This is a genomic window from Neorhizobium sp. P1_A6 (assembly GCF_056406795.1).
On record NZ_JBFTZM010000010.1, the window covers coordinates 101,022 to 125,319 of the forward strand.

The following is a 24,298-nucleotide window of genomic DNA, read 5'->3' on the forward strand; positions in this document are numbered from 1 at the left end:
GCGGGCCAATCCTGAGCACGGTCTTGACCGGGCCGGAAGCTGACCAAGATGGTAGTACAAGTAAAAGGGTGGGAGGCTGGCACGGCGACCCGTGCCTGGCTCGTTAGGGCTGCTTCCTTCCGGACCTGACCCGGTTGGCGAGTGGCTCGTCCACCACCAACCTCCCACCGTCCATATCGTCAATAACGCTTCCAAATGCAAGCCAACCCTGTAAAAAACTGCTATCGAACAGAAAAACAAGGGAGGAAAGTTTGAGCGAATTCGAACTGGACGCGAGGATAACCCGCGATTCCGATCTTGTGACGGTGCTGGGCCTCTGCCAGCTGCGTATCCAGAACGACCGCCGCTGGCCCTGGCTGGTCATGGTGCCGCAACGCGCAGGTATGACCGAGATCTTCGATCTCTCGCCCGCGGAACAGGCGCTGCTCTCGGTCGAGGTGAACAGGGTGGCAGCAGCCCTGAAGACGGTGACGGGCGCCACCAAGGTCAATGTCGGCGCACTCGGCAATATCGTCCGCCAGCTGCATGTTCATGTCATCGCCCGGTTCGAGGGCGACCCGAACTGGCCCGGCCCGATCTGGGGCTTCGGGCAGCCGGTGCCCTATGAAGAGCAACAAAAGCAAGATTTTCTCAACAAACTGGTTGAAGCCCTTTCATGACAGCGAACCTTTTCGACACCGACGCACCCCATCCCGAACCGAGCAAGCTGACGGCTTTTTCCGGCAACAAGCTGGACCGCCGCGCCGAATACCGTGAGGACGATTGCGTCGAGAAGGCGCTCGCCGTCGAAGGCGCCCATATCCTCGCCTTCACCGGTAGCCGGCTGATCCTGAAGCACGACAGCCAGATCCTCGACCCGCTGTTCTCGCCTTACGAGCTTGCCGGACTGAAGCCGGATTTCGACAATGCCGTCCTGCTCGGTTACCACGAGACGGGTGAACCGCGCATCGCCGTGCCGATGCTGATCCCGGCGGAAGAACTGGCAAGCCACTACAAGCCAACCGAGGCGCGGGCGCTCTTTCGCGACCAGCTTATCGAGGGCGAATTGCAGGGCGAGGTCGCACAGGCGGTCGCGCTGCTCAATTGGAACGCGGCCAACAAGTTCTGCGGCAAATGCGGATCGCCGACCGAAACCAGGATCGGCGGCTACAAGCGCATCTGCACCCAATGCCAGCACATGATGTTCCCGCGCACCGATCCGGTCGTCATCATGCTCACCGTAGACACGGAGCGCGACCGCTGCCTGCTCGGCCGCAGCCACCATTTCCAGGAGGGCATGTATTCCTGCCTCGCCGGTTTCGTGGAACCGGGCGAGACGATCGAGGATGCGGTGCGCCGCGAAACCTTCGAGGAATCCGGCATCGAGACCGGGCGGGTGCGCTACCACGCCTCGCAGCCCTGGCCGATGCCGCATTCGCTGATGATCGGCTGTTACGCCGAGGCGAAATCGACCGAGATCAAGATCGATCCGCAGGAAATGGCCGATGTCCGCTGGTTCGAGCGGGCCGAGGCCGAGGCCATGCTCGATGCCGGCCCGGACGCTCCGGTTTTCGCTCCGGTCAAGGGGGCGATCGCCCATCGCCTGCTGCGCGACTGGATCGAGTGGAGCAGGTAGAACCATGACCGTCGCGCGGTCGGAGCGCCTGCTGGCTCTTCTCCAGACGCTCCGGCGCTACCGCCAGCCTGTCAGCGGCGCCAAGCTCGCCGCCGAGACCGGCGTCAGCCTGCGCACGCTCTACCGCGATATCGCCAGCCTCCAGGCCCAAGGTGCCTTCATCGAAGGCGAGGCGGGTCTCGGCTACGTGCTGCGGCCCGGCTTCATGCTGCCGCCGATGATGTTTTCGCAAGAAGAGATCGAGGCGCTGGTGCTCGGCTCCCGCTGGGTGGCGAAGACCGCCGATTCGCGGCTGGCCGCCGGCGCCGTCGATGCGCTCGCCAAGATCGCCGCCGTGCTGCCGCCGGATCTGAAACAGGACCTCGACAATTCGACGCTGCTTGTCGCTTCACCGCGGCGAGGTGAGGACAGGACCGATCTCGGTCTGATCCGAAGGGCGATCCGCGCCGAGCATATCCTTGAACTCGCATACGAAGATGAAAAGGGGGCTCTGACCCATCGAAAAGTCTGGCCATTCGCCCTCGGCTTCTTCGACAGCGTCAGGGTGATGGTTGCCTGGTGTGAACTCAGGCAGGATTTCCGGCATTTCCGCACCGACCGCATTTCCTCTGCGGCTTGGACGGAAACGCGTTATCCGCGCCGCCGGCCGGTCTTGCTCAAGGAGTGGCGAGAGGCTGAAGGAATTCCGGCTCAGCCGTGAACGCTACTGCCATTATCTGACAGTAGGCTGCGATAATCTCCGGTCAGTCCCAACCAAGAGCAATTCCCGGCAGAGGGAATTGCGTCACAAGGAGAACTGACATGGTCCACCCCGATTTCACCATCCTCTTCGTCGACAATCCGCTGACCAGTGCGGATTTTTATCAGGCCCTCTTCGGCGCCGAACCCGTGGAAAAGTCCCCGACCTTTGCCCTCTTCGTGTTGAACACCGGCATGAAGCTCGGCCTGTGGTCACGCCACACGGCTGAACCGTCTGTGAAGGGCGGGTGCGGCGGCGGCTCGGAAATCTGCTTCCGGCACGATGATGCCGCCGGCGTCGACAAGATCTATGCCGACTGGTCGGGCCGTGGCCTGCGCGTGCTGCAGACGCCGGTCGAGATGGATTTCGGCTACACGTTCGTTGTGACCGATCCGGACGGGCATCGGCTGCGGGTCTATGCGATGAGCGCCGAGTAAGCGCGAAAGGCGGCGGTGGGCGTGGCACCCCCTCTGCCCTGCCGGSCATCTCCCCCTCAAGGGGGGAGATCACAAGCGGCACGACCGTTGCTTCCAGATAGGCATCATGCAGCCAGATAACGCAGAATGAGACGTGGGATAGGAAGCGGTGAGCAAGCCCCCAGCCGATCTCCCCACCTGAGGGGGAGATGCCCGGCAGGGCAGAGGGGGGCTTGCTTAGGCAAATCAGTCGCTTGAGAAACAAAATCACAAAAATCGGCCCTCTTTCATCCCCGCCCACCAAGCCCATGCCTACAATCTACCCGTCCCGTTTCGGCTACACCGGCCCGCATAACCGGCGAGACGGGACCGGTGCCCTGGTGGTCTGCCGTCATGCAGGCGGATTGCCAGGGGCTGCGCAGAAAATGGTCTCCCTCTCGCCCTGAGGCGGGGCGTGCGTGTGTCGCACACAACCCGGTATGGCACTCCGCAAGGACGTAAGACCATGCCGCCGCAGAGGGACCGGAGTTGTGCGGAAAAACAGACCGAACGGGACACGTCGCGTGTCATTATTAAAATTTCAATTCGAGGCACACGACGTGTCCCGGCCGAACTGAAAACCGCAAACACCAAGGGGTTATTATGCCCAGCTGTCAGCTTCCAGGCCGATTGCATCTCCTCCGGCATGGTGCACTCCCGGCACTTCGCTTTTGCTCAGCGCGTTCGAGGCTCAAAACGCTCCACCGGAGCGTTTTGCCGGCTAAACGCCGTCGCCCCTCACCCCTTCTGCAGCGCGCCCCGCATCGGGTGGCCCTTATACGTGCCGAGAACCCGCACCTTTTCCGAAAAGAACCGCAGCTCTTCCAGCGCCCGGCGCACCGGGGCGTCGTCCGGGTGGCCTTCGATATCCGCATAGAATTGGGTTGCCACGAACTTGCCGCCGAGCTGGTAGCTTTCGAGCTTGGTCATGTTGATGCCGTTGGTCGCAAAGCCGCCCATTGCCTTGTAGAGCGCAGCCGGGATGTTGCGGACGTTGAATACGAAAGTGGTGACCAGCACCTCGTCTGGATCGTTCCGCTGCACCCATTTTTCGTCGCGGGAGAGCACCACGAAACGGGTGACGTTGTCGTCCCGGTCCTCGACATTCTCCGCCAGGATCTCAAGCCCGTAAAGATCGGCCGCAAGCCGGGGTGCGAGCGCCGCCATCGTGCGGTCGCCCTTTTCGGCCACCATCTTGGCCGAACCCGCCGTGTCGCCGGCAACGACGGCCTTCCAGCCGTTCGAGCGGATGATCTTGCGGCACTGGCCGAGCGCATGGATATGGCTGTGGACGGTGCGGATTTCCTCGCGGGTCACGCCGGGCAGCACCATCAGCTGGAAGCGGATCGGCATGAAATATTCGCCGATGATATGCAGCCGCGATTCCGGCAGCAGGTGATGAATATCGGCGACGCGGCCGGCGATCGTGTTCTCGATCGGGATCATCGCCAGGTCCGCATCGCCGTTTTCGAGCGCTTGGAAGGCGTCCTCGAACGTCGGGCAGGGAAGCGGTTCCATGGTCGGGAACATGTCGCGGCAGGCCATGTCGGAATTGGCGCCGAAATCGCCCTGGAAGGCGATGCGATTCGTAAGTGCATTCATGGGATTATCCGTTACGAGGAGGCACGGGCGAACAGGATCGCACGGGCCTTTTCAAGGTCGGCGGGAGTATCGACGCCTAATGGAACCGAGTCAACGATCTCGGCATCGATGCGCATGCCGGCTTCGAGCGCCCGAAGCTGTTCGAGTGATTCGCGCTTTTCGAGCGCGGAAGGCCCGAGCGACACGAATTTTTCGAGCGCCGCGCGGCGATAGGCGTAGAGCCCGATATGGTGATAGAGCGGCCCGTTGCCATAAGGTGCGGTGGCGCGGGTAAAATAGAGCGCCTTCAGCCGCGTCGCCGAGAGCGGCGAACCGACGATCTTCACCACGTTCGGATTGGTCTTCTCGTGTTCGTCGGTAATCACGACGGTCAACGTCGCGATATCGGTCGAGGGATTGTCGAGCGGCCTCAGCGAAGCGCGCACCGCTTCCGGCTCGATCGTCGGCAGGTCGCCCTGGATGTTGATCACGAAATCCATTTTCGCATCCGGATCGGCCTTCTGCACCGCCTCGAAAATGCGATCCGAGCCGGATTGATGGTCCTGCCGGGTCATCACCACGTCGAAGCCTGCGGCGGCCACGGCGTCGTAGACATCCTGGTGGTCGACGGCGACGATGATTCGCCCGACCTGCGCTTCCCCGGCTCGTTTTGCTACCTGCACGATCATCGGCAGGCCGGCAATATCAGCCAAAGGTTTCCCCGGCAGGCGTGTCGAGGCCATTCGTGCCGGGATCAACACCAGCGTCCGGTCAAAAGCCGAATTCTTCATGGAAAGACCCTTCTATTCCCGCGTAAACAGTGTCAAAAAGTCTCACGCGCGGAACGATAATCGTGTTGCAACAACCATGCAAAAGACATAGGTTCCGCGCGATTTCAAGATGGTCCGCTTTCTCATGAGGCGGTTGCGAAGGAGCATTTGCGGATGAACCCCAATGTCAACATGGCGGCAGGTGCCCTGCTTGCTACTGTTTTCGTCATGATGTCGGTGTCCATTGCCTCGGAAGGGATTTTCCATTCGGAGGTACCCGAGAAGGCAGGTTTTGCCATCATCGCCGCCGAAGAGCCCGCAGCCGGTGAAGCCGCAGCACCCGCTGCCGCCGCCGTTCCGATCGCGCAGCTTTTGGTGAAGGCCGACGCCAAGGCCGGCGAAGCCACATTCAAGAAGTGTCAGAGCTGTCATTCCGGCGAGAAGGGCGGACCGAACAAGGTCGGCCCGGATCTCTGGGGCGTTGTCGATCGTCCGGTCGGCGAACATGAAGGTTTCGCCTATTCGGCCGGCATGAAGGAATTCTCCAAGGGCGGTGCCGAGCACTGGACCTTCGACAATCTCAACCACTTCCTCACCGCTCCGAAGGCCTTCGTGAAGGGCACGGCGATGGGCTTTGCCGGTATCAAGAACGATTCCGAGCGCGCCAACCTGATCGCTTATCTGCGCACGCTGGCTGATTCGCCGGTTCCGCTCCCGGACCCGAACGCCGCACCGGCGCCCGCCACCAACTGATCGGCGGCTTTTTAGAGTTCCCAAATGAAAATGCCCGGCGTCAGTCGGGCATTTTCATTTCCAGCAGTCGATCCGGCGCGGAAATTCAGCCGAGAAGCCAGGCCCAGAAGCCGACAGTGAAGACCCCGAATGCGGTGGTCATGCTGATCACCGATGCTGCAAGGCTATGTCCCGAACGGAAACGCTGGGCGATCAGCCAGGCATTGATGCCGGTCGGCACCGACGCGGTCAGCACCAGCGCTGTCGCCCAGTCTTTCGGCAGGGCAAACAGATGGCTCATCAGGAAGACGAGTGTCGGGAGCAGCATCAGCTTGAGTACGGCCGCGGTGCCCGAAAGGCCGATATCGCCCCGGATCGGATATCGCGTCAGAGCCATGCCGATCGATATCAGCGCGACCGGACTTGCCGCGGCGGAAATCTGATCGACGACAATGGCGATCGCCGATGGGAAATGCAGGCCGAGGAAGTTGAAGGCGACGCCGATGATAAGCGCAATCACCAGGGGATTGCGGGCAAGGTTGGAGCCCACCTGCTTGAGCACCGCAGCAATGCCGCGCTTTTCGCCGCCGTCGACCTTGGCGGCCGCACCCTCCATCAGGATCGTGCCGGCCACCATCATCAGCGGCAGGTGGATCGCAAGCAGGATCGAGATCGCCACCAGTCCGTCCTTGCCGACCACATGCGCGACCAGCGGCAGGCCGATGAAGACGTTGTTGGCAAACGAGCCGGACATGCCGGCGATCACGCCGATCTTCGCATCCCGGCCAAAAACGCGGGTGGTGAGAACATGACCGATCGCCCAGGTCATGGCGACACCGAGAAAATAGACGGTCCACAGTCGGAACGGCGAGGCGCCTTCGAAATGTGCGTCCGCCAGCGTTCGGAAGATCAGCATGGGCACGGCGATCTTGAAGACGAATTCGCCGAGCGCGTCGCCGGTCTCCTCCTTCAATATCCCGGTTTTCGCTGCCATCCAGCCGATCAGGATCAGGATGAAGAGGGGCACGACATTCAGGAACACGGAGGACAAGAGGCAGGCTTTCTGTGGGGACGGTTTTATGCGTCTAACCCATGTCGCGGCTTGCCACAAATGCGTTGATGGAGAAAAGCCGCTTGAAAGCGAGGCGTGGCGATCGGCGCCGAACAAAAAAGCGGGGCAATCCCCGCTTTCCCTCCTGGTCTCGTCCAAGACATCCGATGGTCGGCCGCCAGTTCATCCGTGGTCGGCAACACAACCGGATCGCCAATTCTATAACCTGTGATCGTGACAGCAGAGTGACGGCCCAAAATGCCCTGGATAGCCGGTATCGCGGTTATTTTCCCTTCCAATCAGTGGAAAACCCGAATACCGGTTTTCGCGACAAACTGTTTCCCAAGAGGATCAAGACCGGATGCCCAAGTTCGACGTGCTCACCATCGGCAATGCTATCGTGGATATTCTCGCCCGCTGCGACGACGATTTCCTGAGCGAGAATGCGATCACCAAGGGTGCGATGAACCTGATCGATGCCGAACGCGCCGAGCTCCTTTATTCGAAGATGGGCCCGGCTGTGGAAGCGTCCGGCGGGTCGGCGGGCAACACGGCGGCCGGCATTGCCGGTTTCGGCGGCAAGGCGGCCTATTTCGGCAAGGTTGCGGAAGACCAGCTCGGCAACATCTTCCAGCACGACATCCGCGCCCAGGGCGTTCATTATCGGACCAGGCCGGAAGGCACCAATCCGCCGACCGCCCGCTCGATGATCTTCGTGACGCCGGATGGCGAGCGTTCGATGAACACCTATCTCGGTGCCTGCGTCGATCTCGGCCCGGAACATGTGGAAGAGGACGTCGTCGCCGAAGCCAAGGTCACCTATTTCGAAGGTTACCTCTGGGATCCGCCGCGCGCCAAGGAAGCGATCCGCGAATCGGCCCGCATCGCCCATGAGCATGGCCGGGAAGTGTCGATGACGCTGTCCGACCCCTTCTGCGTCGGCCGCTACCGCGCCGAGTTCCTCGACCTGATGCGCTCCGGCACCGTCGACATCGTGTTTGCCAACAAACAGGAAGCGCTGTCGCTCTACGAGACCGAGGATTTCGAACTGGCGCTGAAGAAGATCTCGCAGGATTGCAAGCTGGCGGCGGTGACGCTCAGCGAGGAAGGCGCGATCATCGTTCGCGGCGACGAACGCGTGAAGGTCGCGGCCTATCCGATCAGGGAACTGGTCGATACGACCGGCGCCGGCGATCTGTTCGCGGCCGGTTTCCTGTTCGGTTACACCCAGGATCGTTCGCTGGAGGATTGCGGCAAGCTCGGCTGCCTGGCGGCTGCCATCTGCATCCAGCAGATCGGCCCGCGCCCGATGGCGTCGCTCACCGAAGCTGCGGCGCGCGAAGGCCTCATCTGAGACCTCGCAGGAAAAATCTTATTTGAACGCTTCGCCCGGATAAGCGCCCCAGACTTCGGCCTGGGCGACCCAGCCCTCGGAGCCGTTGGTCTCGACCCGGCACCAGTCGCCGTTGCATTCCTTGATCTGCAGCACGACGCCCGGCTCCAGCTTGGCGAGGATGGCGGCGGTGCCTTGCGGGTCGCGGCGCATGTTGACGTAGATATCCTTGCCCTTGCCACGCATCCACGGAGCGGCCACCGCAGTCCGCTCGCCTGAAAGCAGGGCCTGGTTCACCCAGCCCTCGGTGCCCTCGGCATCGCGAACCCGCCGCCAGTTTTCGTACTCCTGGATGATTTCCATCGGCGTGCCGGACTTCATATACATCCAGGACACCGCATAGTCTGTGCTCGGACCGATGCGGATATTGACCTTCCTCGACTTGAGGCTGACGAAACGCGGCAGCGGCAGGCCGCTCGGGCCTTTTGCCGCGCCCTGCGCAAAACTCGGAGCGGTTGCAGAAAGGGAGGCGACAAGCCCGAAGGAAAGAGCGATGAAGGAAGAGAGAATGGCGCGACGCATGTGTTTGGTTCCGGCTGAGCGATCTCGGGCTTTCGGGAACCTCGCGAGGTTTTGTTTGTCTTCGCTGACGGGTCTGGTAGAAAACGCCCTGGATGAACTGAATATCGCGCGACTTGGTTAAGGACCTCCTAAAGCAGGCCGCCCGAAAGCGGGTACCGGTTTCGGGATAACGACAAGCGTCGAACAAAAGCTTGAAGCACGAAACCCGGATACGTTCAGGTTTCGCGCTTCAGGGCGTCAGGCAGAGAGTTTCATGACGGCGAAGAAGAAACCCAAGGTCTATATCACCCGTAAGCTGCCGGATGCGGTGGAAACCCGCATGCGCGAGCTGTTCGAGGCCGAGCTCAATATCGACGACACGCCCCGTACCCGCGACGAGCTGGCGGCGGCGATGAAATCGGCCGACGTGCTGGTGCCGACGGTGACCGACCGTATCGACGAGGCGCTGATCGAAGAGGCCGGCCCGCAGCTGAAGCTGATCGCCAGCTTCTCCAACGGCTTCGACCATATCGATGTCGATGCGGCCGCCAGGAAAGGCATCACCGTCACCAATACGCCGAACGTGCTGACCGAGGACACGGCCGACATGACCGTGGCGCTGATCCTTGCCGTCAACCGGCGGCTCGCGGAGGGCTCGCGCATCCTGACCGACAAGCCGGGCGAGTGGACCGGCTGGAGCCCGACCTGGATGCTCGGTCGGCGGATCTGGGGCAAACGTATCGGCATCGTCGGTATGGGCCGCATCGGCACCGCCGTCGCCCGCCGTGCCAAGGCTTTCGGCCTGTCGATCCACTATCACAACCGCAAGCGCGTCAGCCCGGCGACCGAAGAGGAGCTCGAGGCGACCTATTGGGACAGCCTCGACCAGATGCTCGCCCGCGTCGATATCGTCTCGGTCAATTGTCCCTCGACGCCGGCGACCTTCCATCTTCTGTCGGCGCGACGGCTGGCGCTGATGCAGCCGAGTTCGATCATCGTCAACACCGCCCGCGGTGACATCATCGACGAGGCGGCGATGATCCAGCTTTTGCGCGACAACAAGATCGCCGGCGCCGGGCTGGACGTCTACCAGAACGAGCCGGCGGTGAACCCGAAACTGGTCAAGCTCGCTCATCAGGGCCGGGTCGTGCTGCTGCCGCATATGGGCTCGGCGACGATCGAGGGCCGGATCGACATGGGCGACAAGGTGATCATCAACATCCGCACCTTCTTCGACGGCCACCGCCCGCCGAACCGGGTGCTCCCGGGTCGCAACTGATCAGTCGAGACGCTTCTGCATCTCGATGGAGGTGATGCGGGTGAAGCCCGGATGGGAGTTTTCCGCCGTCCTGGCGAAACCCCATCTTGCGAAGGTCGCATGATTGTCGGTGAGCTCGATGCGGGTTTCGAGCCGCAGGGCGGGCAGGCCTTTTTCCCGGGCAATCCCTTCCGCGACGGTCAACAGCCGGCGGCCTATGCCCTTGCTCTGGCTCGCCGGGGCGATGGCGAGCTTGCCGATATAGAGGAAGCCCGGCTCCGGTTTGCAGAAGACGCAGCCGGTGAGCCTGCCGCCTTCGATTGCCGCAAACGCGATCTCGTCGCGAGCCTTCTGGGCGAGCGACGCCAGCGTCAGCCGATGTGCCGAGGAGGGCGGATCGACGATGTCGTCCATGTAGGCGAAGGAAGACAGGATAAGCGCCAGAAGTTCGTCCCAGCGCCCGAAAGCCTCGTCTATGCGGGCAATCTCGATTACTGGCTCAATCGCTGGCGGCTCGATCACTCGGCGGCTGCCTTGGCCGTGCGGCGCTTGTATTTGATCGTGTCGAAACGGGCAGACAGCGAATCGTAGAGCATCAGCCGTCCCACCAGCGGCTCGCCGATGCCGGTGACGAGCTTGATCGCCTCCATCGCCATCAGCGTGCCGATGACCCCCGTCAGTGCACCCACGACGCCGGTCTCGGCGCAGGAAGGGATCAGCCCCGCTGGCGGCTTTTCCGGAAACAGATCGCGATAGCCGGGGTTGAGAACGCCGTCCGGCCCCGTCTCATAGGGTTTCATCACCGTCACCGACCCGTCGAACCGGCCGACCGCGCCTGTCACCAGCGGTATCCGCGTGAGTTCCGCGGCATCGGCCGCCGCGTAGCGGGTATCAAAATTGTCGGATCCGTCGATCAGCAGGTCGAAAAGGGCGAGCTTGCGTGCTGCCCATTCGGCGGAAAAACGCTCCTCGAAATCGACGACCCGGACATGCGGATTGAGACGGGCGATCGCCTCGCGGGCGCTCCTCGTCTTCAGCTCGCCGATCGTGCCGGTATCGTGGATGACCTGCCGCTGCAGGTTGGAAAGGGAAACCAGGTCGTCGTCGATGATCCCCAGCGTACCGATGCCGGCCGCCGCCAGATATTCGAGGATCGGCGCGCCGAGCCCGCCGGCGCCGATCACCAGCACGCGGGCATTCTTCATCCTCTGCTGCCCCGTGCCGCCGATTTCCGGCAGCAGGATATGGCGGCGGTACCGCTCGATCTCGTCTTGGCTCAATTTTTCCGGGGTCAGGCTCTCCATCACGCAATCATATCACCGGCTGCCAAGTCGCGTAAGGTGGATTTCAAACGCTGATGCCGCCATGGGCGACGGTAAAGAACTGTGCCCGGTCGGCCAGCGCGGAAAACATTGCCCGATCGGTGCCGGTCATGAACGACTGGCCGCCGAGACCATGGACGAGATCGAAAAGAGCCGCCCGCCGGCCTTCGTCGAGATGGGCGGCGATCTCGTCGAGCAGCAGGATCGGCGCGTAACCGGTCATGTCGGCCGTCAGCCGCGCGTGGGCAAGCACGAGGCCGATCAGCAGCGCCTTCTGTTCGCCGGTCGAACAGCGTGCGGCCTCCATGTCCTTTTCGCGGTGGCGCACCAGCAGATCGGAACGGTGCGGCCCGTCGAGCGTGCGGCCGGCGGCGGCATCGCGGCCGCGGCCGTTGCGCAGCATGTCGAGATAGTCTTCCTCGAGATCGGCTGCCGGGCGGTCCATCGCACCGTCCATGAAGCCTTCGAGTGTCAGAACGGGGGTGGGGAACGGCGTCTCGCCGGAATTGCCGGATAGGGCCCTCAAAAGCCCGAGCATCTCCTGCCTGGCGGCGGCCATGGCGATGCCGAGGCCGGCCATCTGCGCCTCGATGGCCGACAGCCAGGAAGGGTCGAAGCGGCCTTCCGACAGCAGCCTATTGCGGCTCCTCATGGCGCGCTCGAAATCGCTCGCCCGCCGGCCATGGGCGGGATCGAGCGACAGGACGAGGCGATCGAGGAAACGGCGGCGGTCTGAGGAGGCGCCGGTGAAGAGGCCGTCCATCGCCGGAGTCAGCCAGAGGACGCTGAGGTGGTCGGTAAGCTCCTCGGTCGATTTGGCCGGAGTGCCGTTAATCCTGAGCTTGCGGGTAACGCTTTCGCCTTCGCCCGGCTCGATACCGGTGCCGATCGAGACCTCGCCGTCCATGCCGTCGACATCCGCAAAGATGGTGAACCCGGCGGCAGCGCCGACGCGTGTCACGTCGGACAGCACGGCGCGGCGCAGCCCGCGGCCGGGCGACAGGAAGGAGACGGCTTCCAGGAGATTGGTCTTGCCCGCGCCGTTCTCGCCGGTCAGCACCACATGCCGCCCGTCGAGCGACAGCGCCGCTTCCGCATAATTGCGGAAATCGGTGAGCTTCAGCCGGGAGAGGGAAGTTTTCTGCGCCATCGGGAATCTTAAGGTTTCGTGAAACAGGAGCTAAGGGCTCAAGGCCCGGATGGCAAGCGCTTGCTTCGCTGAGGCTTTGCAACTGGCCTTGTGCTGGGCGCCGCCGCTCAGCCTTGCAACCCTTCCGGTTGCTCATAATCGAAGGATCGCATTGATTGAAAAGGCGAATCCCGATCCGTGCCACCCCTGCTAAAAGGTTGTCCCGACGAGAATTTCGCGCCTTGCCGTCGACACCGAAACCTCTCCAATGCAACACCAATTTATGATTACCCAAAAACTAGGGGGTATGGCTAACAGCCCGTTAAAGCTTGGCTCCTAGAGATGCCTGAGCACGCATACGCATCTTATGTCCGGATGGCCGCGTGGATCCTTTTAACTCCGGAGACCTCCCATGAAAGACCAGAACCACAAAGCCGATCTCGCCGAGCGCCTTGACTTCATCGGCCTTGGCCAAGAGCAGCGCCGGTCTCTGGCCGAGATCCGGCCGGCCATCAAGGAAGCGATCGGCGGTGCGCTGGATGCCTTCTACCGCAAGGTCAAGGGCAATCCGCAGACGGCGAAATTCTTCTCCAGCGACAGCCATATCGCCCAGGCCAAGAGCCGCCAGGCCACCCATTGGGATGCCATCGCATCCGGCAAATACGACGACAATTATGTGGACGCGGTTTCCACGATCGGACGCACCCATGCCCGGCTTGGTCTCGAACCGCGCTGGTATATCGGCGGCTACGCGCTGATCCTCGACGGTGTCATTCGCGCCGTTGTGAGCCGGGAGCTGTCTGGCTTCTTCCAGGAGAAGAAGGCGAAGATGCTGTCCGAACATCTCTCCTCGGTCGTCAAAGCGGCCATGCTGGACATGGATTACGCCATCTCGGTCTATCTCGAGGTGCTGGGTGACGAGCGCAGAGAGGTCGAAGCCAAACAGGAAAAAGCCAAGGTCGAGCAGGATGCAGCCCTTGCGGCGCTCGAAGCGGCACTGACAAGCCTTTCCGGCGGCGACCTGACATCCGAACTCTGGCAGGAACTGGCGCCGAGCTTCGCCAAGCTGCAGCAGAACTACAATTCCTCGATTTCCGAGCTTGACGCGGCGATGCGCGGGATCAGCAGCTCGGTCGAACAGGTGCGCGCCGAAGCCGGCGGCATTTCGGCGGCTTCCGAAAATATGGCCAGGCGTAGCGAGCAGCAGGCTTCGGCGATCGAGCAGACGGCGGCGGCACTCGAAGAGATCACCACGATTTCTGGCCAGGCGGCGCAGCGGACCCGCGAAGTGCAGGAGATCGTGCGCGAATCCGCTTCTGAGACGGTTCGGTCCGGCAAGGTGGTCGAGGAGGCGATTGCCGCGATGGGCGACATCGAGCAGTCCTCGCAGAAGATGACCCAGATCATCGGCGCCATCGACGAGATTGCCTTCCAGACCAATCTTCTGGCGCTGAATGCAGGCGTGGAAGCGGCCCGCGCTGGGGAGCAAGGCAAGGGTTTCGCCGTCGTCGCCCAGGAAGTCCGCGAACTGGCGCAGCGCTCTGCCGCTGCCGCCAAGGAAATCAAGGAACTGATCGACCAGTCTTCGACGGACGTCCATCGTGGCGTCGAGCTCGTCAACAAGACCGGCCAGGCTCTGGTCGGCATCGGCGGGCGCGTGAAATCGATCGACGAACATATCTCGTCGATCGCCCGCTCGGCTCAGGAACAGGCTTCCGGCATCGAGGAGATCAATTCCGCGATCCGCAGCATGGACCAGATCACCCAGCAGAACGCGGCGCTGATGGAAGAGACCAATGCCTCGACCCAGAGCCTGGTCGGTATCAGCAGCCGGCTGGCGTCGCTGCTCGGCCGCTTCAAGACAAGGGCTGTCCGCGAAACCCGCACCGAGCGCCCGCGCCTGCGCGCCTGATCCTCGGCTTGAAACATGGACCGGGCGGTTCCGGTCGGCTAGTGTAGCTCCGCTTTCAGAGGAGCAGCACATGACCGACCAGGACCGCCCTTCCTGCATTACCCACTGGAGCGAGGTAGAAAAGCCCCAGGAGAAACACTATCGCGGTGATGACGAGCTGATGGGCTTCGGCGCCGCGCTCGCCCGGCAGTTCGGCCTCACGCGGCTCGGCATTCACCATCATCGCCTGCCACCCGGCCGCCGCACCTCCTTTCCGCATGCGGAGGAACTCGAGGAAGAATTCATCTACGTGATCGAAGGCAATCCGGAGGTCTGGCTGGATGGCGAGGTCTATCCGCTGAAACCGGGCGACTCGGTCGGTTTCCCGGCCGGCACGGGGATTGCTCATACCTTCATCAACAACACGGATGCGGAAGTGCGCCTTTTGGTGATCGGAGAGGCCAACAAGGACGACAACCGGCTGTTCTATCCGAAGAATCTCGAACTGAAGGCGATCCGTTCGGATTGGTGGGACGACGCCCCTCGGCGCCCGCTCGGGGACCATGACGGCATGCCGGACAAGGTGCGGGTCTGGAAAGCCGGTCAGAAAGCAGCAAAGGACACGACAGGTGAGTGACGAGGAAAGACTGGTCAAGCTCGAGGAGCTTGCCGCCCATCAGGCCAAGGTGATCGAGGAATTGTCCGACCAGCTCGCCGAGCAGTGGAAGGTGATGGAACAGACGCGCGCCAAGCTCGACCGGCTGACCGAGCGGTTCCTCTCGCTGGAGGAATCCTCGCTGGACGCGCCGGCCATCACCAGACCGCCGCATTATTGACCGCCCGGTTGCCGCTCAGGCGGCGCGGGGCTTGCGTCGCCTGAGCGCGACATATTTCCTCGGCCGATTGGACACGGGCGGGCGGATGTTCCGGAGACCTACTGTGCCTTTAAGCCGTGCACGAGGTGCCGAACCACCAGGCGCAGCTGTTCAGGTGCAATCTCCAGCCGGTCGGTGAGCAGCCGTTTCCACACGAAACTCGTTATGATCTCCATGGCAAGCTCGGGTACGACCCAATCGGCCACTTCGTTTCGGGCCTTTGCCCGGCGGAATATCTCGCCGCCCTGCTGGTATCGCTCGGCCATGTAGGCCGCGAGTGCCTTGCTGGCCGCCGGGTCGGTCTGGGCCTCGGCGATGACGGAGCGGAAAACCGCGCCTCCATGGCCGGTATTCCAGAACTCGAGCAAGTCGCTCAGGAGTTGGAAGATATCCGTCTCGATCGCCCCGGTATCGGGTGCGATATCGACGAATTTCTGGCGATGGTAGACGTCCAGAAGCAGGATCGTACGCGTCGGCCACCACCGATAAATCGTCGGTTTGCCCGCATGGGCTCGCCGGGCGACGGCCTCGATCGAAAACGATCCGAGCCCGCCCTCGACAAGGATTTCCTCCGCAGCCTGGAGAATGGCGTCCTGGCTGGCGGGATTGCGCTGGGCGCCGATCGAGGTGCGGCGGGCGTCCGCAGCCYTTTTCCCAGTCATGCGGACCCCCCAAGCAAAATTTTATTCGACATCACAAGAGTCCTACTTGAACGAAACGGATCGTTTCGTTATATGAGCTCCATGGAAACGGACCGTTTCTATGGAGCTCATAGTGACCACAGCAACTTTAACCCTCAGTTCCGATAGCAGAAATCAAGCCATGGAGGCGCAATTGCAGACCGTACCCGCTCGCGTCAACCCTTCGAAGGGGCGTCTCGCCCTCGTAATGATCCTCGCCATCTATCCGTTGATCACCGTACTTCTCTATATCCTCGCGCCACTCACCGAAGGTTGGGCCGTGTGGCATCGAACGATCCTGATCGCGCCGATCATGGTGCTGTCGATCGTATTTGTCGTCTCGCCGGCAATCCAGAGATATTTCGGCTGGTTCGTGGCCCGCATGCCTTCGCCGACAAAATAAGCTGGAAGGGCGTCAGTTGCTGGTCCGAAATAGGAGACCCTCGGAACCACGTCGACGAAGGTCCAGCCGTTTCGGATGTGGTTGTTGCTGAACGATCCACGCAGCGGCGGCCGCGACACGTTCTAGGTGCTGAACGAAAAAGCCGCCCGCAACGGCCTGTTGCGAGCGGCTTCAAAGGGGAGTTCTAAAAACTCAGTTCTCGAAGAACTCCTTCATCCGGGCGAAGAAGCCCGTCGATTCCGGATTGTTCTCCTTCGAGGACAGTTCCTCGAATTCCTGCAGCAGTTCGCGCTGCCGCTTGGTGAGCTTCTGCGGCGTCTCGATCTGGATCTGGATGTAGAGATCGCCCGTCTGACTGGATCGCAGCACCGGCATGCCCTTGCCCTTTAGGCGGAACTGTTTGCCCGGCTGGGTGCCTTCCGGCACCGTCACGCGGGATTTGGTTCCGTCGAGAGTGGCGACGTCGAACGTGCCGCCGAGGGCGGCCGTCGTCATCGAGATCGGCACGGCGCAATAAAGGTCGGCGCCGTCGCGCTGGAAGAACTGGTGCGGTTTCACTGACAGGAAGATGTAGAGGTCTCCCGCAGGCCCGCCGCGCGTACCGGCTTCGCCTTCGCCCTGCAGGCGGATGCGGGTGCCGTCTTCGATGCCGGCCGGGATGTTGACCGACAGCGACCGCTCTTCGGTGACGCGGCCCTGACCGTGGCACTTGGAGCAGGGATCGGTGATCGTCTGGCCGCGGCCGTGGCAGGTCGGGCAGGTACGCTCGACCGAGAAGAAGCCCTGGCTTGCGCGCACGCGGCCGGAACCCTGGCAGGTACCGCAGGTCTTCGGCTGCGTGCCGGGCTTGGCGCCGGAGCCGGAACAGACGTCGCAGGTGATCGAGGTCGGAACCCGGATCTGCGCCGTCTTGCCGGCAAACGCTTCTTCCAGCGTGATTTCCATATTGTAGCGAAGATCGGCGCCGCGTTCACGACCGCCAGAGGACCGGCGGGCGCGTCCGCCGCCCATCATTTCGCCAAAAATGTCTTCGAAGATATCGGAGAAGCCGCCGGCGCCCGCGCCCGAGAAGCCACCGCCACCGCCGCCCATTCCGCCGTGTTCGAAGGCGGCATGGCCGAAGCGGTCGTAGGCCGCACGCTTCTGGGGATCCTTCAAGGTCTCGTAGGCCTCGCCGAGTTCCTTGAACTTCTTTTCGGCTTCTGCGTCGCCCGGATTCTTGTCGGGATGATATTTCATCGCGAGCTTGCGGAAGGCGCTTTTGAGCTCCTTCTCGTCGGCGGTCTTGCCGACACCCAGCGTTTCGTAAAAGTCTGCTTTTGCCATGGAGGTAACCGGCTCCGGAAAGGATTCCGGCTGCACGAAGGCAGCCGGATACTCTAGTCAACTATGGTCGAGGTCTGGCCATCAGGCAACCGGCGGATCAAGCGGACTTCTTGTCGTCCTTGACTTCCTCGTAGTCGGCATCGACGATATCGTCCTTGCCGCCCGCGGAGCCTTCACCGCCTTCTGCTTGCTGGGCCTCATAGATGGCCTGACCAAGCTTCATGGATACTTCCATCAGGACCTGCGTCTTCGCCTGGATGTCATCGGCATCCGGTTCCGGAGCTTCGACGGCAGCCTTCAGCGAAGCGATCGCATCCTCGATCGCCTTGCGGTCGGTTTCGGAAACCTTGTCGCCATATTCCTTCAGCGACTTTTCGCTGGAATGGACGAGGCTTTCGGCCTGGTTCTTGGCTTCGACGCCGGCACGGCGCTTCTTGTCGGCTTCGGCATTGGCCTCGGCGTCCTTGACCATCTTTTCGATCTCGGCGTCGGAGAGACCGCCGGAAGCCTGGATGCGGATCTGCTGTTCCTTGCCGGTGCCCTTGTCTTTGGCCGAAACCTGGACGATGCCGTTGGCGTCGATGTCGAACGTGACTTCGATCTGCGGCATGCCGCGCGGTGACGGCGGCAGGCCGACAAGGTCGAACTGGCCGAGCAGCTTGTTGTCCTGGGCCATTTCGCGTTCGCCCTGCGATACGCGGATAGTCACGGCCTGCTGGTTGTCTTCGGCGGTCGAGAAGGTCTGGCTCTTCTTGGTCGGGATCGTCGTGTTGCGGTCGATCAGGCGGGTGAAGACGCCACCGAGCGTTTCGATGCCAAGCGACAGCGGGGTCACGTCGAGCAGCAGAACGTCCTTGACGTCGCCCTGCAGAACGCCGGCCTGGATGGCGGCACCGAGAGCGACGACTTCATCCGGGTTGACGCCCTTGTGCGGCTCCTTGCCGAACAGCTGCTTGACGACTTCCTGAACCTTCGGCATGCGGCTCATGCCGCCGACGAGAACCACTTCATCGATTTCGGCTGCGGTGACGCCGGCATCCTTGAGGGCTGCCTTGCACGGCGCGATGGTGCGCTGGACCAGATCGTCGACCAGGCTTTCGAACTTGGCACGGGTCAGCTTCAGCGTCAGGTGCTTCGGACCGGAAGCGTCGGCGGTGATGAACGGCAGGTTGATTTCGGTCTGCTGCGACGACGAGAGTTCGATCTTGGCCTTTTCGGCAGCTTCCTTGAGGCGCTGCAGGGCGAGCTTGTCGTTCTTCAGGTCGATGCCCTGGTCCTTCTTGAACTCGTTGGCAAGATATTCGACGAGACGCATGTCGAAGTCTTCACCGCCGAGGAAGGTGTCGCCGTTGGTCGACTTCACTTCGAAGACGCCATCGCCGATTTCGAGGACCGAGATGTCGAACGTGCCGCCGCCAAGATCGTAGACGGCGATCGTCTTGCCGTCCTTCTTGTCGAGGCCATAGGCGAGAGCGGCTGCCGTCGGCTCGTTGATGATGCGCAGCACTTCGAGACCTGCAATGCGGCCGGCATCCTTGGTTGCCTGGCGCTGCGCGTCGTTGAAGTAGGCCGGTACAGTGATGACGGCCTTTTCGACCTTTTCACCGAGGTAGGATTCAGCGGTTTCCTTCATCTTCTGAAGGATCATCGCGGAAACCTGTGCGGGGGAATAGTTCTTGCCCTGGGCCTTGACCCAGGCGTCGCCATTGTCGCCCTTGACGATATCGAAGGGGACGAGGCCCTTGTCTTTTTCAACCGTCGGATCTTCGTAGCGGCGGCCGATAAGGCGCTTCACGGCGAAGAGGGTATTGGTGGGGTTGGTCACTGCCTGGCGCTTGGCCGGCTGCCCGACGAGGCGTTCGCCGTCATCGGAAAATGCGACCATGGAGGGCGTGGTACGCGCGCCTTCGGCGTTCTCGATCACCTTCGCATCTTTGCCGTCCATGATGGCGACGCAGGAGTTGGTGGTACCGAGGTCGATGCCAATTACTTTTGCCATTTTCTTCTCTCTCCTTTAAGCGAACCATCGGAACCCCTCAAAGGCATTCCACTGACAGTTCCTCGACTGGGATGGTACGCAGCATCGGCTGCGGTCATGCGGCGTATATAAGGACGGGTTTTTAGGACTGCAAGGCGAGAAATCGCCCGGATCCTAGCAAAAAGAACAGTTTGCCGAGCAATACTGTGAATACGCTTCACTGCCCCATGATCAGGTCGAAAAGCGTGGTCTGCCGGGGCTGCCCTCTGGAGCCCGCAACGCCCACGTCGCCGGGCGGAACGGGGCCGCCGCCGATCGCTCCCGGGGGCACCGGAGTGGGCGAATCATAAGGGCCGCGATACTGGCGATAGTCACGGGCCGGAACGTCGCCAGGCGGTATCACGTCGCTATGACGACCGCGGTCGCCATAGACCGGCCGATTGTCGTAGATCTGTCTGTTGTCCCTGTTGTCATACCCCTGATTGTCGCCATAGACCGGCCGCACGCGGGCCGGTTCCCGTTCGATCGAGGCGGAATCCTGGGCGGGAGGGCGCGGCGCCGGCGGATAGTCGGCGGGGAGTTCGTCTTGGGTTCGGCGCCCGCCGGGCAGGATGCCGGAAATGATATCGCCGATCGTCGTCGACGGCGAATCCGGCTGGACTGCGGCAGGGGGCAGATCGAGGCCGCGGCCGGTGCCGAACAGCGGCGTCGGCGTATAACCCTTCATCGCCGACGTCATATATTCCTTCCAGGCTTTTGCGGGCAGCCCGCCGCCGGTCACCTTCTTCATGAAGGCGCCGTCGTCGTTGCCGAACCAGATGCCGGTCGTCATGATGCTGGTATAACCGACGAACAGTGCGTCGCGGAACGACTGGGTGGTGCCCGACTTGCCGGCTGCCTGCCAGCCGTCGATCCTGGCGGCCTTGCCGGTGCCCTCGTTGATGACGCGGTTCATCATGCCGTTCATCGTCGCAGCCACCGGCTCGCTGAGCACGCGCGGCGGGTTGGCATAATCGGCCTCGTAAAGCACCTTGCCGTCCGGATCGGTGATGCGCTTGACGATATGCGGCGTCGCCTTGTAACCGCCGTTCATGAAGGACGCGTAGGCAGATGTCAGCTCGACCAGCGAGACTTCCGAGGTGCCGAGCGCGATCGAAGCATTTGCCTGGATGTCGGAATCGATGCCGAGCCGGTGGGCGAGGCTCACCACCTTGTCGGGGCCGACCTGCATGACGAGCTGCGCGGCGACCGTATTGAGCGACTGCGCGAAGGCCGAGGCGAGCGTTACTGGACCGCGGTATTTCTCGTCGAAATTCTCCGGCGACCAGTTGCCGATCTTGACCGGCGTATCGTTGACCATCGAATCCGGCCGGGCGCCGGCTTCGAGTGCCGCTGCATAGACGAAGGGTTTGAAAGCCGAACCCGGCTGGCGTTTCGCCTTGACGGCGCGGTTGAACTGGCTTGTCGCATAATCGCGGCCGCCGACCAGCGCCCGGATCGCGCCGGTCGCATCGACCGAAACGAGGGCCGCTTGCGAGGCGTTGAGCTTGCCGCCTTCCTTCTTCAGAACATCGTTCAGCGATTTTTCGGCGGCGGCTTCGAGGCGCATGTCGAGCGTCGTTTCGATGGTCACGTCGACCTTCGGCTCGCCGATCAGGCTCTTCACCTCGTCGACGACCATATCGGCGGCATAATGCTGGGCGCCGGTCCAGTAGCTCTTCGCTTTGGCTGGCGGTTGCGACATGGCGGTCTTGAGGTCGCTGTCGGTGACATAGCCCTCTTCGCGCATCGTGCCGAGCACGACCTGGGCGCGGGTTTCCGCAGCCTTCGGGTCCCGGGCCGGCGACAGGCGGGACGGAGCCTTGAGCAGGCCGGCAAGCGTTGCCGCTTCGCCGAGGTTCACGTCGCGGGCGGACTTGTTGAAATACCGCCGCGAGGCGGCCTCCACGCCATAGGCGTTCGAACCGAAGAACACCCGGTTCAGGTACATGGCGAGGATCTGGTCCTTGGTGAACTTGTGCTCCAGCCAGAAGGACAGGAGCACCTCCTGGATCTTGCGTTCGAACGTGCGGTCCGGCGACAGGAACAGGTTCTTGGCGAGCTGCTGGGTAATCGTTGAGCCACCCTGGATCGGCTGGCCGGTCAGGTTGTTGACGAAGGCGCGGGCCAGGCCGAGCGGATCGACGCCGAAATGCGAATAGAAGCGCCGGTCCTCGATGGCGATCACCGCCTGCGGCAGGTAGGGCGACATTTCCTCCAGCGCCAGGGCCTCGCCGCCGGTCGAGCCGCGATTGGCGACGACCGAGCCGTCGACGGCGGTGATCTTCATGTTCGGCGGCCGATCCGGGATAGCCCAGGTGCTGGCGGCCGGCATTCTGGCACCGTAATAGAGCACCAGCCCGCCGACGGCGATGCCGGCCCAGATGCCGAGTACGAAGCACCAGTAGACGAGCCTCCTGAGCGGCGCGAAGAACCCGCCGCCTTCGCGACGCGGTGGAACCTTCCTGTTGCGGGAGGAACGGACACGTTCCGGGCGCTCGGAACGCTCGTCGCGATCTTCGCTTTCGGCTTTCGATGGACGTCTGCCAGGCCGGCCGTTGCCCACGATCCGCTCGTCCGCGTCGAGACGTAAATCGCCGCTCGGCCGCGAACCTTCGAAGGATGGTTCAACGCGTTTGTCTGATTTGCCTCTGGCTGCCATGGTGAGCTGGCATACCCCCGTTACACGCCTGTCAAAACAGGCTGTTACTCGATGTCTGATCGCCCAAGCCTTGGCTGGACTTTAAATGCGGCGATTTAAGGAGGGGTAAAGGGCGTGTTATCCGGGTGATCTTGAACCGCTTGACTTCCATCGCTATTTATGAGAACAAACAGAGAACATGTGGAGGTACTGATGAGCAGAACCGAACAGGTGATCGAACGCGCAATGGCTGCAGTCGCGGCCTCTAGGGCTCTGCGCGAGGCTGAAGCGCAACGCCGGCGCGAGACATTCCAGAAGATACAGATCGCCAACCAGCGACGTCCGAATATTCCCAAGGGCATCCAGCTGCCGCTGGACCTTCATTGAAAAGCCGCAACGCCCTGGATGGCCGGGCGTTGGCCTATGTTACAAAAGCCCCCCAATACCGCATCCAACCTTAAAAAAATCCGATTCCTGATGGAACAAGGAGGCAAGATCCGCGTTACGACGGATTCCACCTTGGAGGAGGGGAGGATATGCAGAAAGTCGTCGAGGCAGTCGTCCGGAATGGCGACCAGCGTGTCCCGGTCGGGCTGGTCACCGTCAAGCAGGCGCTTGAAATGCCTGAAAGGGGAATGGTGGAGTTCAGCCACCCCGCTTATGAAGCCGGAAAGACTGATATTTTCGTCAATCGCGAAACCCTTTCGAAGCTGATGTAATCGCGGCGGACGGCGAAAAGCCGGCAGTTTGAGACGACCCGAAACGCGAATTCGTGATTTCGGGTTTATGACTCTGCGGGTTATTTTACGCCCGCCACCACAGCGAAAGGAGAATGGCATGAAGACAATTCTCGTCATCGCCGCCGTGCTCGGCCTGTCGTCGACCGCAGCTCTTGCGGAATGCGCCGGCCACAACGTCACGGCTTCCACCAAGGTGGATAAGGAAGTCACCACGGCAAGCATTGCGGCTCCGAAAATGGATCCGCGCGAAGAAGCCGTCGTGCTGAAGCAGTCCGAAGGACAGGCTAAAGCCACCGAATAATCGTGTGCCCGCGTCGGTTCCCGCCGGTGCGGGTTTCGTTTCCGGTGGGTAGCGCCTCCCCTCGGATAGGTCTGGCAACGGAACCTCCCGTTCCGTTCGTGTGTTGTTTCCGAAAAGGAGACTCCCATGGCCAAAAAAACTCTCGCTGCCGGCTTTACCGGTGATGTCGCCGAAGAGACCGGCGTCAGCGCTCGTGCAAAATCTGCTGTCCATCAAGTCAAGGACGAGGCGGGTATGGTCGGCGCTCATGCCGTCGATCATCCGGCGGCTACCGGTTCGGCAATTGCCGTCGTCGGCCTGCTCGGCTTGGCGGTCGGCTACATGCTCGGCATGTCGTCCGCGTCCCGCGACCGGCGCTGGTATCGCCAGAGGTGAGTGAGGTTTTCCTCAGAATCCTATCCGCTCCTGGAACAGTGGCGGGCCTCAGTCGTTGGTTTCCTGACAAGAAAGGAGACCATCATGCCCAATCGAGACCCTATCCCGACTCCGAGCCCTCAGCCGCGCGGGCCGACGCCGGCGGGCGGAGTTCCCGATCGCACCCAGGAAAAGCCGCCATTGACGCCGGCGCAGGATCCCGGCGACAGCAAGAACCCGCAGGATCCGACGCTTGATCCCGCACTCCTGCCGACCGGCGATCCGGCCGGCATGGCATAACCGGGCCAAACCCTCTGCCCAGCCCGCGGACGCTCGCGACGGACCCGTATAGGTAGTAACCCGTACGGGTCCACCCTTATATTACACCCCTCTATTATTGTTATTGTCAATTTATTAGCCAAGGCTCAAAATCCCCTCTCCTGTGGCTTGCAGACCTTTTTCCCCGGGCGCTGACAAGGCCGGCGCAAGACTGTCGCAATAAAAGGCCGCTGGTAATTTTCTCC

Annotated in this window: 27 protein-coding genes and 1 other RNA gene; 16 read left to right on the forward strand and 12 right to left on the reverse strand. The window is 62.1% G+C overall.

The window, feature by feature from the left end:
- Positions 1 to 68: 68 nt before the first annotated feature.
- An RNA gene (gene ffs, locus AC1D3C_RS20145) (signal recognition particle sRNA small type) lies at positions 69 to 165 on the reverse strand.
- A gap of 86 nt (positions 166 to 251) precedes the next feature.
- Here ffs and AC1D3C_RS20150 point away from each other — a divergent pair.
- The 4 genes from AC1D3C_RS20150 (at position 252) to AC1D3C_RS20165 (ending at position 2,791) form a co-directional block, all read left to right on the forward strand.
- On the forward strand, positions 252 to 659 hold the full coding sequence (locus AC1D3C_RS20150; protein WP_477484097.1) for an HIT family protein: 408 nt from the start codon (positions 252 to 254) through the stop codon (positions 657 to 659).
- A complete protein-coding gene (gene nudC, locus AC1D3C_RS20155) occupies positions 656 to 1,615 on the forward strand; it encodes an NAD(+) diphosphatase (RefSeq protein ID WP_477484098.1) in 960 nt (319 codons plus the stop codon). Before AC1D3C_RS20150 ends, nudC begins: the two co-directional genes overlap by 4 nt.
- A 4-nt stretch (positions 1,616 to 1,619) precedes the next feature.
- Positions 1,620 to 2,315, forward strand: coding sequence for a helix-turn-helix transcriptional regulator (locus AC1D3C_RS20160; protein WP_477484099.1), 696 nt, complete (start codon positions 1,620 to 1,622; stop codon positions 2,313 to 2,315).
- A 101-nt stretch (positions 2,316 to 2,416) separates the two neighbouring features.
- The gene (locus AC1D3C_RS20165; RefSeq protein WP_477484100.1) at positions 2,417 to 2,791 is read left to right on the forward strand and encodes a VOC family protein; all 375 of its coding nucleotides are present in this window, start codon (positions 2,417 to 2,419) and stop codon (positions 2,789 to 2,791) included.
- Positions 2,792 to 3,547: 756 nt separating this feature from the next.
- On the opposite strand, the gene AC1D3C_RS20170 is transcribed toward AC1D3C_RS20165, so the two are convergent.
- Together AC1D3C_RS20170 and AC1D3C_RS20175 are read right to left on the reverse strand one after the other, a co-directional pair.
- Positions 3,548 to 4,411 (reverse strand): prephenate dehydratase, encoded by an 864-nt coding sequence (locus tag AC1D3C_RS20170; RefSeq protein WP_247138265.1) that lies wholly within the window; start codon positions 4,409 to 4,411, stop codon positions 3,548 to 3,550.
- 11 nt (positions 4,412 to 4,422) lie between these two features.
- The gene (locus tag AC1D3C_RS20175; protein WP_477484101.1) at positions 4,423 to 5,181 is read right to left on the reverse strand and encodes a 3-deoxy-manno-octulosonate cytidylyltransferase; all 759 of its coding nucleotides are present in this window, start codon (positions 5,179 to 5,181) and stop codon (positions 4,423 to 4,425) included.
- A gap of 153 nt (positions 5,182 to 5,334) precedes the next feature.
- On the opposite strand from AC1D3C_RS20175, the gene AC1D3C_RS20180 reads away from it, so the two are divergent.
- A complete protein-coding gene (locus tag AC1D3C_RS20180) occupies positions 5,335 to 5,913 on the forward strand; it encodes a c-type cytochrome (protein WP_038547936.1) in 579 nt (192 codons plus the stop codon).
- 85 nt (positions 5,914 to 5,998) lie between these two features.
- On the opposite strand, the gene AC1D3C_RS20185 is transcribed toward AC1D3C_RS20180, so the two are convergent.
- Positions 5,999 to 6,943: an AEC family transporter gene (locus tag AC1D3C_RS20185; RefSeq protein ID WP_247037477.1), complete on the reverse strand. Its 945-nt coding sequence runs from the start codon at positions 6,941 to 6,943 to the stop codon at positions 5,999 to 6,001.
- 361 nt (positions 6,944 to 7,304) lie between these two features.
- Here AC1D3C_RS20185 and AC1D3C_RS20190 point away from each other — a divergent pair, with 361 nt between their 5' ends.
- Positions 7,305 to 8,297: an adenosine kinase gene (locus AC1D3C_RS20190; protein ID WP_038547941.1), complete on the forward strand. Its 993-nt coding sequence runs from the start codon at positions 7,305 to 7,307 to the stop codon at positions 8,295 to 8,297.
- Positions 8,298 to 8,315: 18 nt separating this feature from the next.
- Here the strand turns inward: AC1D3C_RS20190 and AC1D3C_RS20195 are convergent, their stop codons facing one another.
- Positions 8,316 to 8,858 carry an SH3 domain-containing protein gene (locus tag AC1D3C_RS20195; protein ID WP_247037486.1) on the reverse strand — a complete coding sequence of 181 codons (543 nt, stop codon included), beginning with the start codon at positions 8,856 to 8,858 and terminating at the stop codon, positions 8,316 to 8,318.
- Positions 8,859 to 9,111: 253 nt separating this feature from the next.
- Here AC1D3C_RS20195 and AC1D3C_RS20200 point away from each other — a divergent pair, with 253 nt between their 5' ends.
- Positions 9,112 to 10,116, forward strand: a complete 1,005-nt coding sequence (locus tag AC1D3C_RS20200; protein WP_477484102.1) for a 2-hydroxyacid dehydrogenase — start codon at positions 9,112 to 9,114, stop codon at positions 10,114 to 10,116.
- On the opposite strand, the gene AC1D3C_RS20205 is transcribed toward AC1D3C_RS20200, so the two are convergent.
- The 3 genes from AC1D3C_RS20205 to recF are packed head-to-tail and all read right to left on the reverse strand — an operon-like array spanning position 10,117 to position 12,567.
- Positions 10,117 to 10,587: a GNAT family N-acetyltransferase gene (locus AC1D3C_RS20205; protein WP_477484190.1), complete on the reverse strand. Its 471-nt coding sequence runs from the start codon at positions 10,585 to 10,587 to the stop codon at positions 10,117 to 10,119.
- A 26-nt stretch (positions 10,588 to 10,613) separates the two neighbouring features.
- Positions 10,614 to 11,399: a molybdopterin-synthase adenylyltransferase MoeB gene (locus AC1D3C_RS20210; protein WP_247037488.1), complete on the reverse strand. Its 786-nt coding sequence runs from the start codon at positions 11,397 to 11,399 to the stop codon at positions 10,614 to 10,616.
- Positions 11,400 to 11,442: 43 nt separating this feature from the next.
- On the reverse strand, positions 11,443 to 12,567 hold the full coding sequence (gene recF, locus AC1D3C_RS20215; protein WP_477484103.1) for a DNA replication/repair protein RecF: 1,125 nt from the start codon (positions 12,565 to 12,567) through the stop codon (positions 11,443 to 11,445).
- 391 nt (positions 12,568 to 12,958) lie between these two features.
- On the opposite strand from recF, the gene AC1D3C_RS20220 reads away from it, so the two are divergent.
- The 3 genes from AC1D3C_RS20220 to AC1D3C_RS20230 all read left to right on the forward strand — a co-directional run bounded on the left by AC1D3C_RS20220 (position 12,959) and on the right by AC1D3C_RS20230 (position 15,273).
- Entirely contained in the window at positions 12,959 to 14,458 is a 1,500-nt protein-coding gene (locus AC1D3C_RS20220) for a globin-coupled sensor protein (protein ID WP_477484104.1), read from the forward strand.
- Between the two features lie 70 nt (positions 14,459 to 14,528).
- A complete protein-coding gene (locus tag AC1D3C_RS20225) occupies positions 14,529 to 15,074 on the forward strand; it encodes a cupin domain-containing protein (RefSeq protein WP_477484105.1) in 546 nt (181 codons plus the stop codon).
- A complete protein-coding gene (locus tag AC1D3C_RS20230) occupies positions 15,067 to 15,273 on the forward strand; it encodes a SlyX family protein (RefSeq protein WP_477484106.1) in 207 nt (68 codons plus the stop codon). The genes AC1D3C_RS20225 and AC1D3C_RS20230 overlap by 8 nt, the downstream gene beginning before the upstream one ends.
- A 98-nt stretch (positions 15,274 to 15,371) precedes the next feature.
- On the opposite strand, the gene AC1D3C_RS20235 is transcribed toward AC1D3C_RS20230, so the two are convergent.
- Positions 15,372 to 15,974: a TetR/AcrR family transcriptional regulator gene (locus AC1D3C_RS20235; protein WP_477484107.1), complete on the reverse strand. Its 603-nt coding sequence runs from the start codon at positions 15,972 to 15,974 to the stop codon at positions 15,372 to 15,374.
- 172 nt (positions 15,975 to 16,146) lie between these two features.
- On the opposite strand from AC1D3C_RS20235, the gene AC1D3C_RS20240 reads away from it, so the two are divergent.
- Positions 16,147 to 16,395 (forward strand): putative antibiotic biosynthesis monooxygenase, encoded by a 249-nt coding sequence (locus AC1D3C_RS20240; RefSeq protein ID WP_051900231.1) that lies wholly within the window; start codon positions 16,147 to 16,149, stop codon positions 16,393 to 16,395.
- A 192-nt stretch (positions 16,396 to 16,587) separates the two neighbouring features.
- On the opposite strand, the gene dnaJ is transcribed toward AC1D3C_RS20240, so the two are convergent.
- The 3 genes from dnaJ to AC1D3C_RS20255 all read right to left on the reverse strand — a co-directional run bounded on the left by dnaJ (position 16,588) and on the right by AC1D3C_RS20255 (position 22,400).
- Positions 16,588 to 17,721, reverse strand: coding sequence for a molecular chaperone DnaJ (gene dnaJ, locus AC1D3C_RS20245; RefSeq protein WP_038547976.1), 1,134 nt, complete (start codon positions 17,719 to 17,721; stop codon positions 16,588 to 16,590).
- 97 nt (positions 17,722 to 17,818) lie between these two features.
- Positions 17,819 to 19,720 (reverse strand): molecular chaperone DnaK, encoded by a 1,902-nt coding sequence (gene dnaK / locus AC1D3C_RS20250; protein ID WP_477484108.1) that lies wholly within the window; start codon positions 19,718 to 19,720, stop codon positions 17,819 to 17,821.
- A 196-nt stretch (positions 19,721 to 19,916) separates the two neighbouring features.
- A complete protein-coding gene (locus AC1D3C_RS20255; RefSeq protein WP_477484109.1) occupies positions 19,917 to 22,400 on the reverse strand; it encodes a transglycosylase domain-containing protein in 2,484 nt (827 codons plus the stop codon).
- A gap of 192 nt (positions 22,401 to 22,592) precedes the next feature.
- Between AC1D3C_RS20255 and AC1D3C_RS20260 the strand changes: the two genes are divergently transcribed.
- From AC1D3C_RS20260 to AC1D3C_RS20280, 5 genes are all read left to right on the forward strand, one after another.
- Positions 22,593 to 22,766, forward strand: coding sequence for a hypothetical protein (locus AC1D3C_RS20260; protein ID WP_173426763.1), 174 nt, complete (start codon positions 22,593 to 22,595; stop codon positions 22,764 to 22,766).
- 149 nt (positions 22,767 to 22,915) lie between these two features.
- Positions 22,916 to 23,098: a hypothetical protein gene (locus tag AC1D3C_RS20265; RefSeq protein WP_038547982.1), complete on the forward strand. Its 183-nt coding sequence runs from the start codon at positions 22,916 to 22,918 to the stop codon at positions 23,096 to 23,098.
- A 118-nt stretch (positions 23,099 to 23,216) separates the two neighbouring features.
- Positions 23,217 to 23,420, forward strand: coding sequence for a hypothetical protein (locus AC1D3C_RS20270; protein ID WP_477484110.1), 204 nt, complete (start codon positions 23,217 to 23,219; stop codon positions 23,418 to 23,420).
- 126 nt (positions 23,421 to 23,546) lie between these two features.
- Complete coding sequence (locus AC1D3C_RS20275) at positions 23,547 to 23,795, forward strand: hypothetical protein (RefSeq protein ID WP_477484111.1); 249 nt, start codon at positions 23,547 to 23,549, stop codon at positions 23,793 to 23,795.
- Between the two features lie 84 nt (positions 23,796 to 23,879).
- A complete protein-coding gene (locus AC1D3C_RS20280; protein ID WP_038549933.1) occupies positions 23,880 to 24,074 on the forward strand; it encodes a hypothetical protein in 195 nt (64 codons plus the stop codon).
- Positions 24,075 to 24,298: the final 224 nt, after the last annotated feature.

Excerpts from the sequence above, each read along its gene's own strand:
- dnaJ (WP_038547976.1), bottom strand. The coding sequence starts at position 17,721 with ATGGCAAAAGCAGACTTTTACGAAACGCTGGGTGTCGGCAAGACCGCC.
- AC1D3C_RS20225 (WP_477484105.1), top strand. The coding sequence starts at position 14,529 with ATGACCGACCAGGACCGCCCTTCCTGCATTACCCACTGGAGCGAGGTA.
- nudC (WP_477484098.1), top strand. The coding sequence starts at position 656 with ATGACAGCGAACCTTTTCGACACCGACGCACCCCATCCCGAACCGAGC.
- AC1D3C_RS20270 (WP_477484110.1), top strand. The coding sequence starts at position 23,217 with ATGAAGACAATTCTCGTCATCGCCGCCGTGCTCGGCCTGTCGTCGACC.
- AC1D3C_RS20220 (WP_477484104.1), top strand. The coding sequence starts at position 12,959 with ATGAAAGACCAGAACCACAAAGCCGATCTCGCCGAGCGCCTTGACTTC.
- dnaK (WP_477484108.1), bottom strand. The coding sequence starts at position 19,720 with ATGGCAAAAGTAATTGGCATCGACCTCGGTACCACCAACTCCTGCGTC.
- AC1D3C_RS20200 (WP_477484102.1), top strand. The coding sequence starts at position 9,112 with ATGACGGCGAAGAAGAAACCCAAGGTCTATATCACCCGTAAGCTGCCG.
- AC1D3C_RS20260 (WP_173426763.1), top strand. The coding sequence starts at position 22,593 with ATGAGCAGAACCGAACAGGTGATCGAACGCGCAATGGCTGCAGTCGCG.
- AC1D3C_RS20195 (WP_247037486.1), bottom strand. The coding sequence starts at position 8,858 with ATGCGTCGCGCCATTCTCTCTTCCTTCATCGCTCTTTCCTTCGGGCTT.
- AC1D3C_RS20160 (WP_477484099.1), top strand. The coding sequence starts at position 1,620 with ATGACCGTCGCGCGGTCGGAGCGCCTGCTGGCTCTTCTCCAGACGCTC.
- AC1D3C_RS20175 (WP_477484101.1), bottom strand. The coding sequence starts at position 5,181 with ATGAAGAATTCGGCTTTTGACCGGACGCTGGTGTTGATCCCGGCACGA.
- AC1D3C_RS20275 (WP_477484111.1), top strand. The coding sequence starts at position 23,547 with ATGGCCAAAAAAACTCTCGCTGCCGGCTTTACCGGTGATGTCGCCGAA.
- AC1D3C_RS20170 (WP_247138265.1), bottom strand. The coding sequence starts at position 4,411 with ATGAATGCACTTACGAATCGCATCGCCTTCCAGGGCGATTTCGGCGCC.
- AC1D3C_RS20265 (WP_038547982.1), top strand. The coding sequence starts at position 22,916 with ATGCAGAAAGTCGTCGAGGCAGTCGTCCGGAATGGCGACCAGCGTGTC.
- recF (WP_477484103.1), bottom strand. The coding sequence starts at position 12,567 with ATGGCGCAGAAAACTTCCCTCTCCCGGCTGAAGCTCACCGATTTCCGC.
- AC1D3C_RS20210 (WP_247037488.1), bottom strand. The coding sequence starts at position 11,399 with ATGGAGAGCCTGACCCCGGAAAAATTGAGCCAAGACGAGATCGAGCGG.
- AC1D3C_RS20180 (WP_038547936.1), top strand. The coding sequence starts at position 5,335 with ATGAACCCCAATGTCAACATGGCGGCAGGTGCCCTGCTTGCTACTGTT.
- AC1D3C_RS20165 (WP_477484100.1), top strand. The coding sequence starts at position 2,417 with ATGGTCCACCCCGATTTCACCATCCTCTTCGTCGACAATCCGCTGACC.
- AC1D3C_RS20190 (WP_038547941.1), top strand. The coding sequence starts at position 7,305 with ATGCCCAAGTTCGACGTGCTCACCATCGGCAATGCTATCGTGGATATT.
- AC1D3C_RS20280 (WP_038549933.1), top strand. The coding sequence starts at position 23,880 with ATGCCCAATCGAGACCCTATCCCGACTCCGAGCCCTCAGCCGCGCGGG.
- AC1D3C_RS20255 (WP_477484109.1), bottom strand. The coding sequence starts at position 22,400 with ATGGCAGCCAGAGGCAAATCAGACAAACGCGTTGAACCATCCTTCGAA.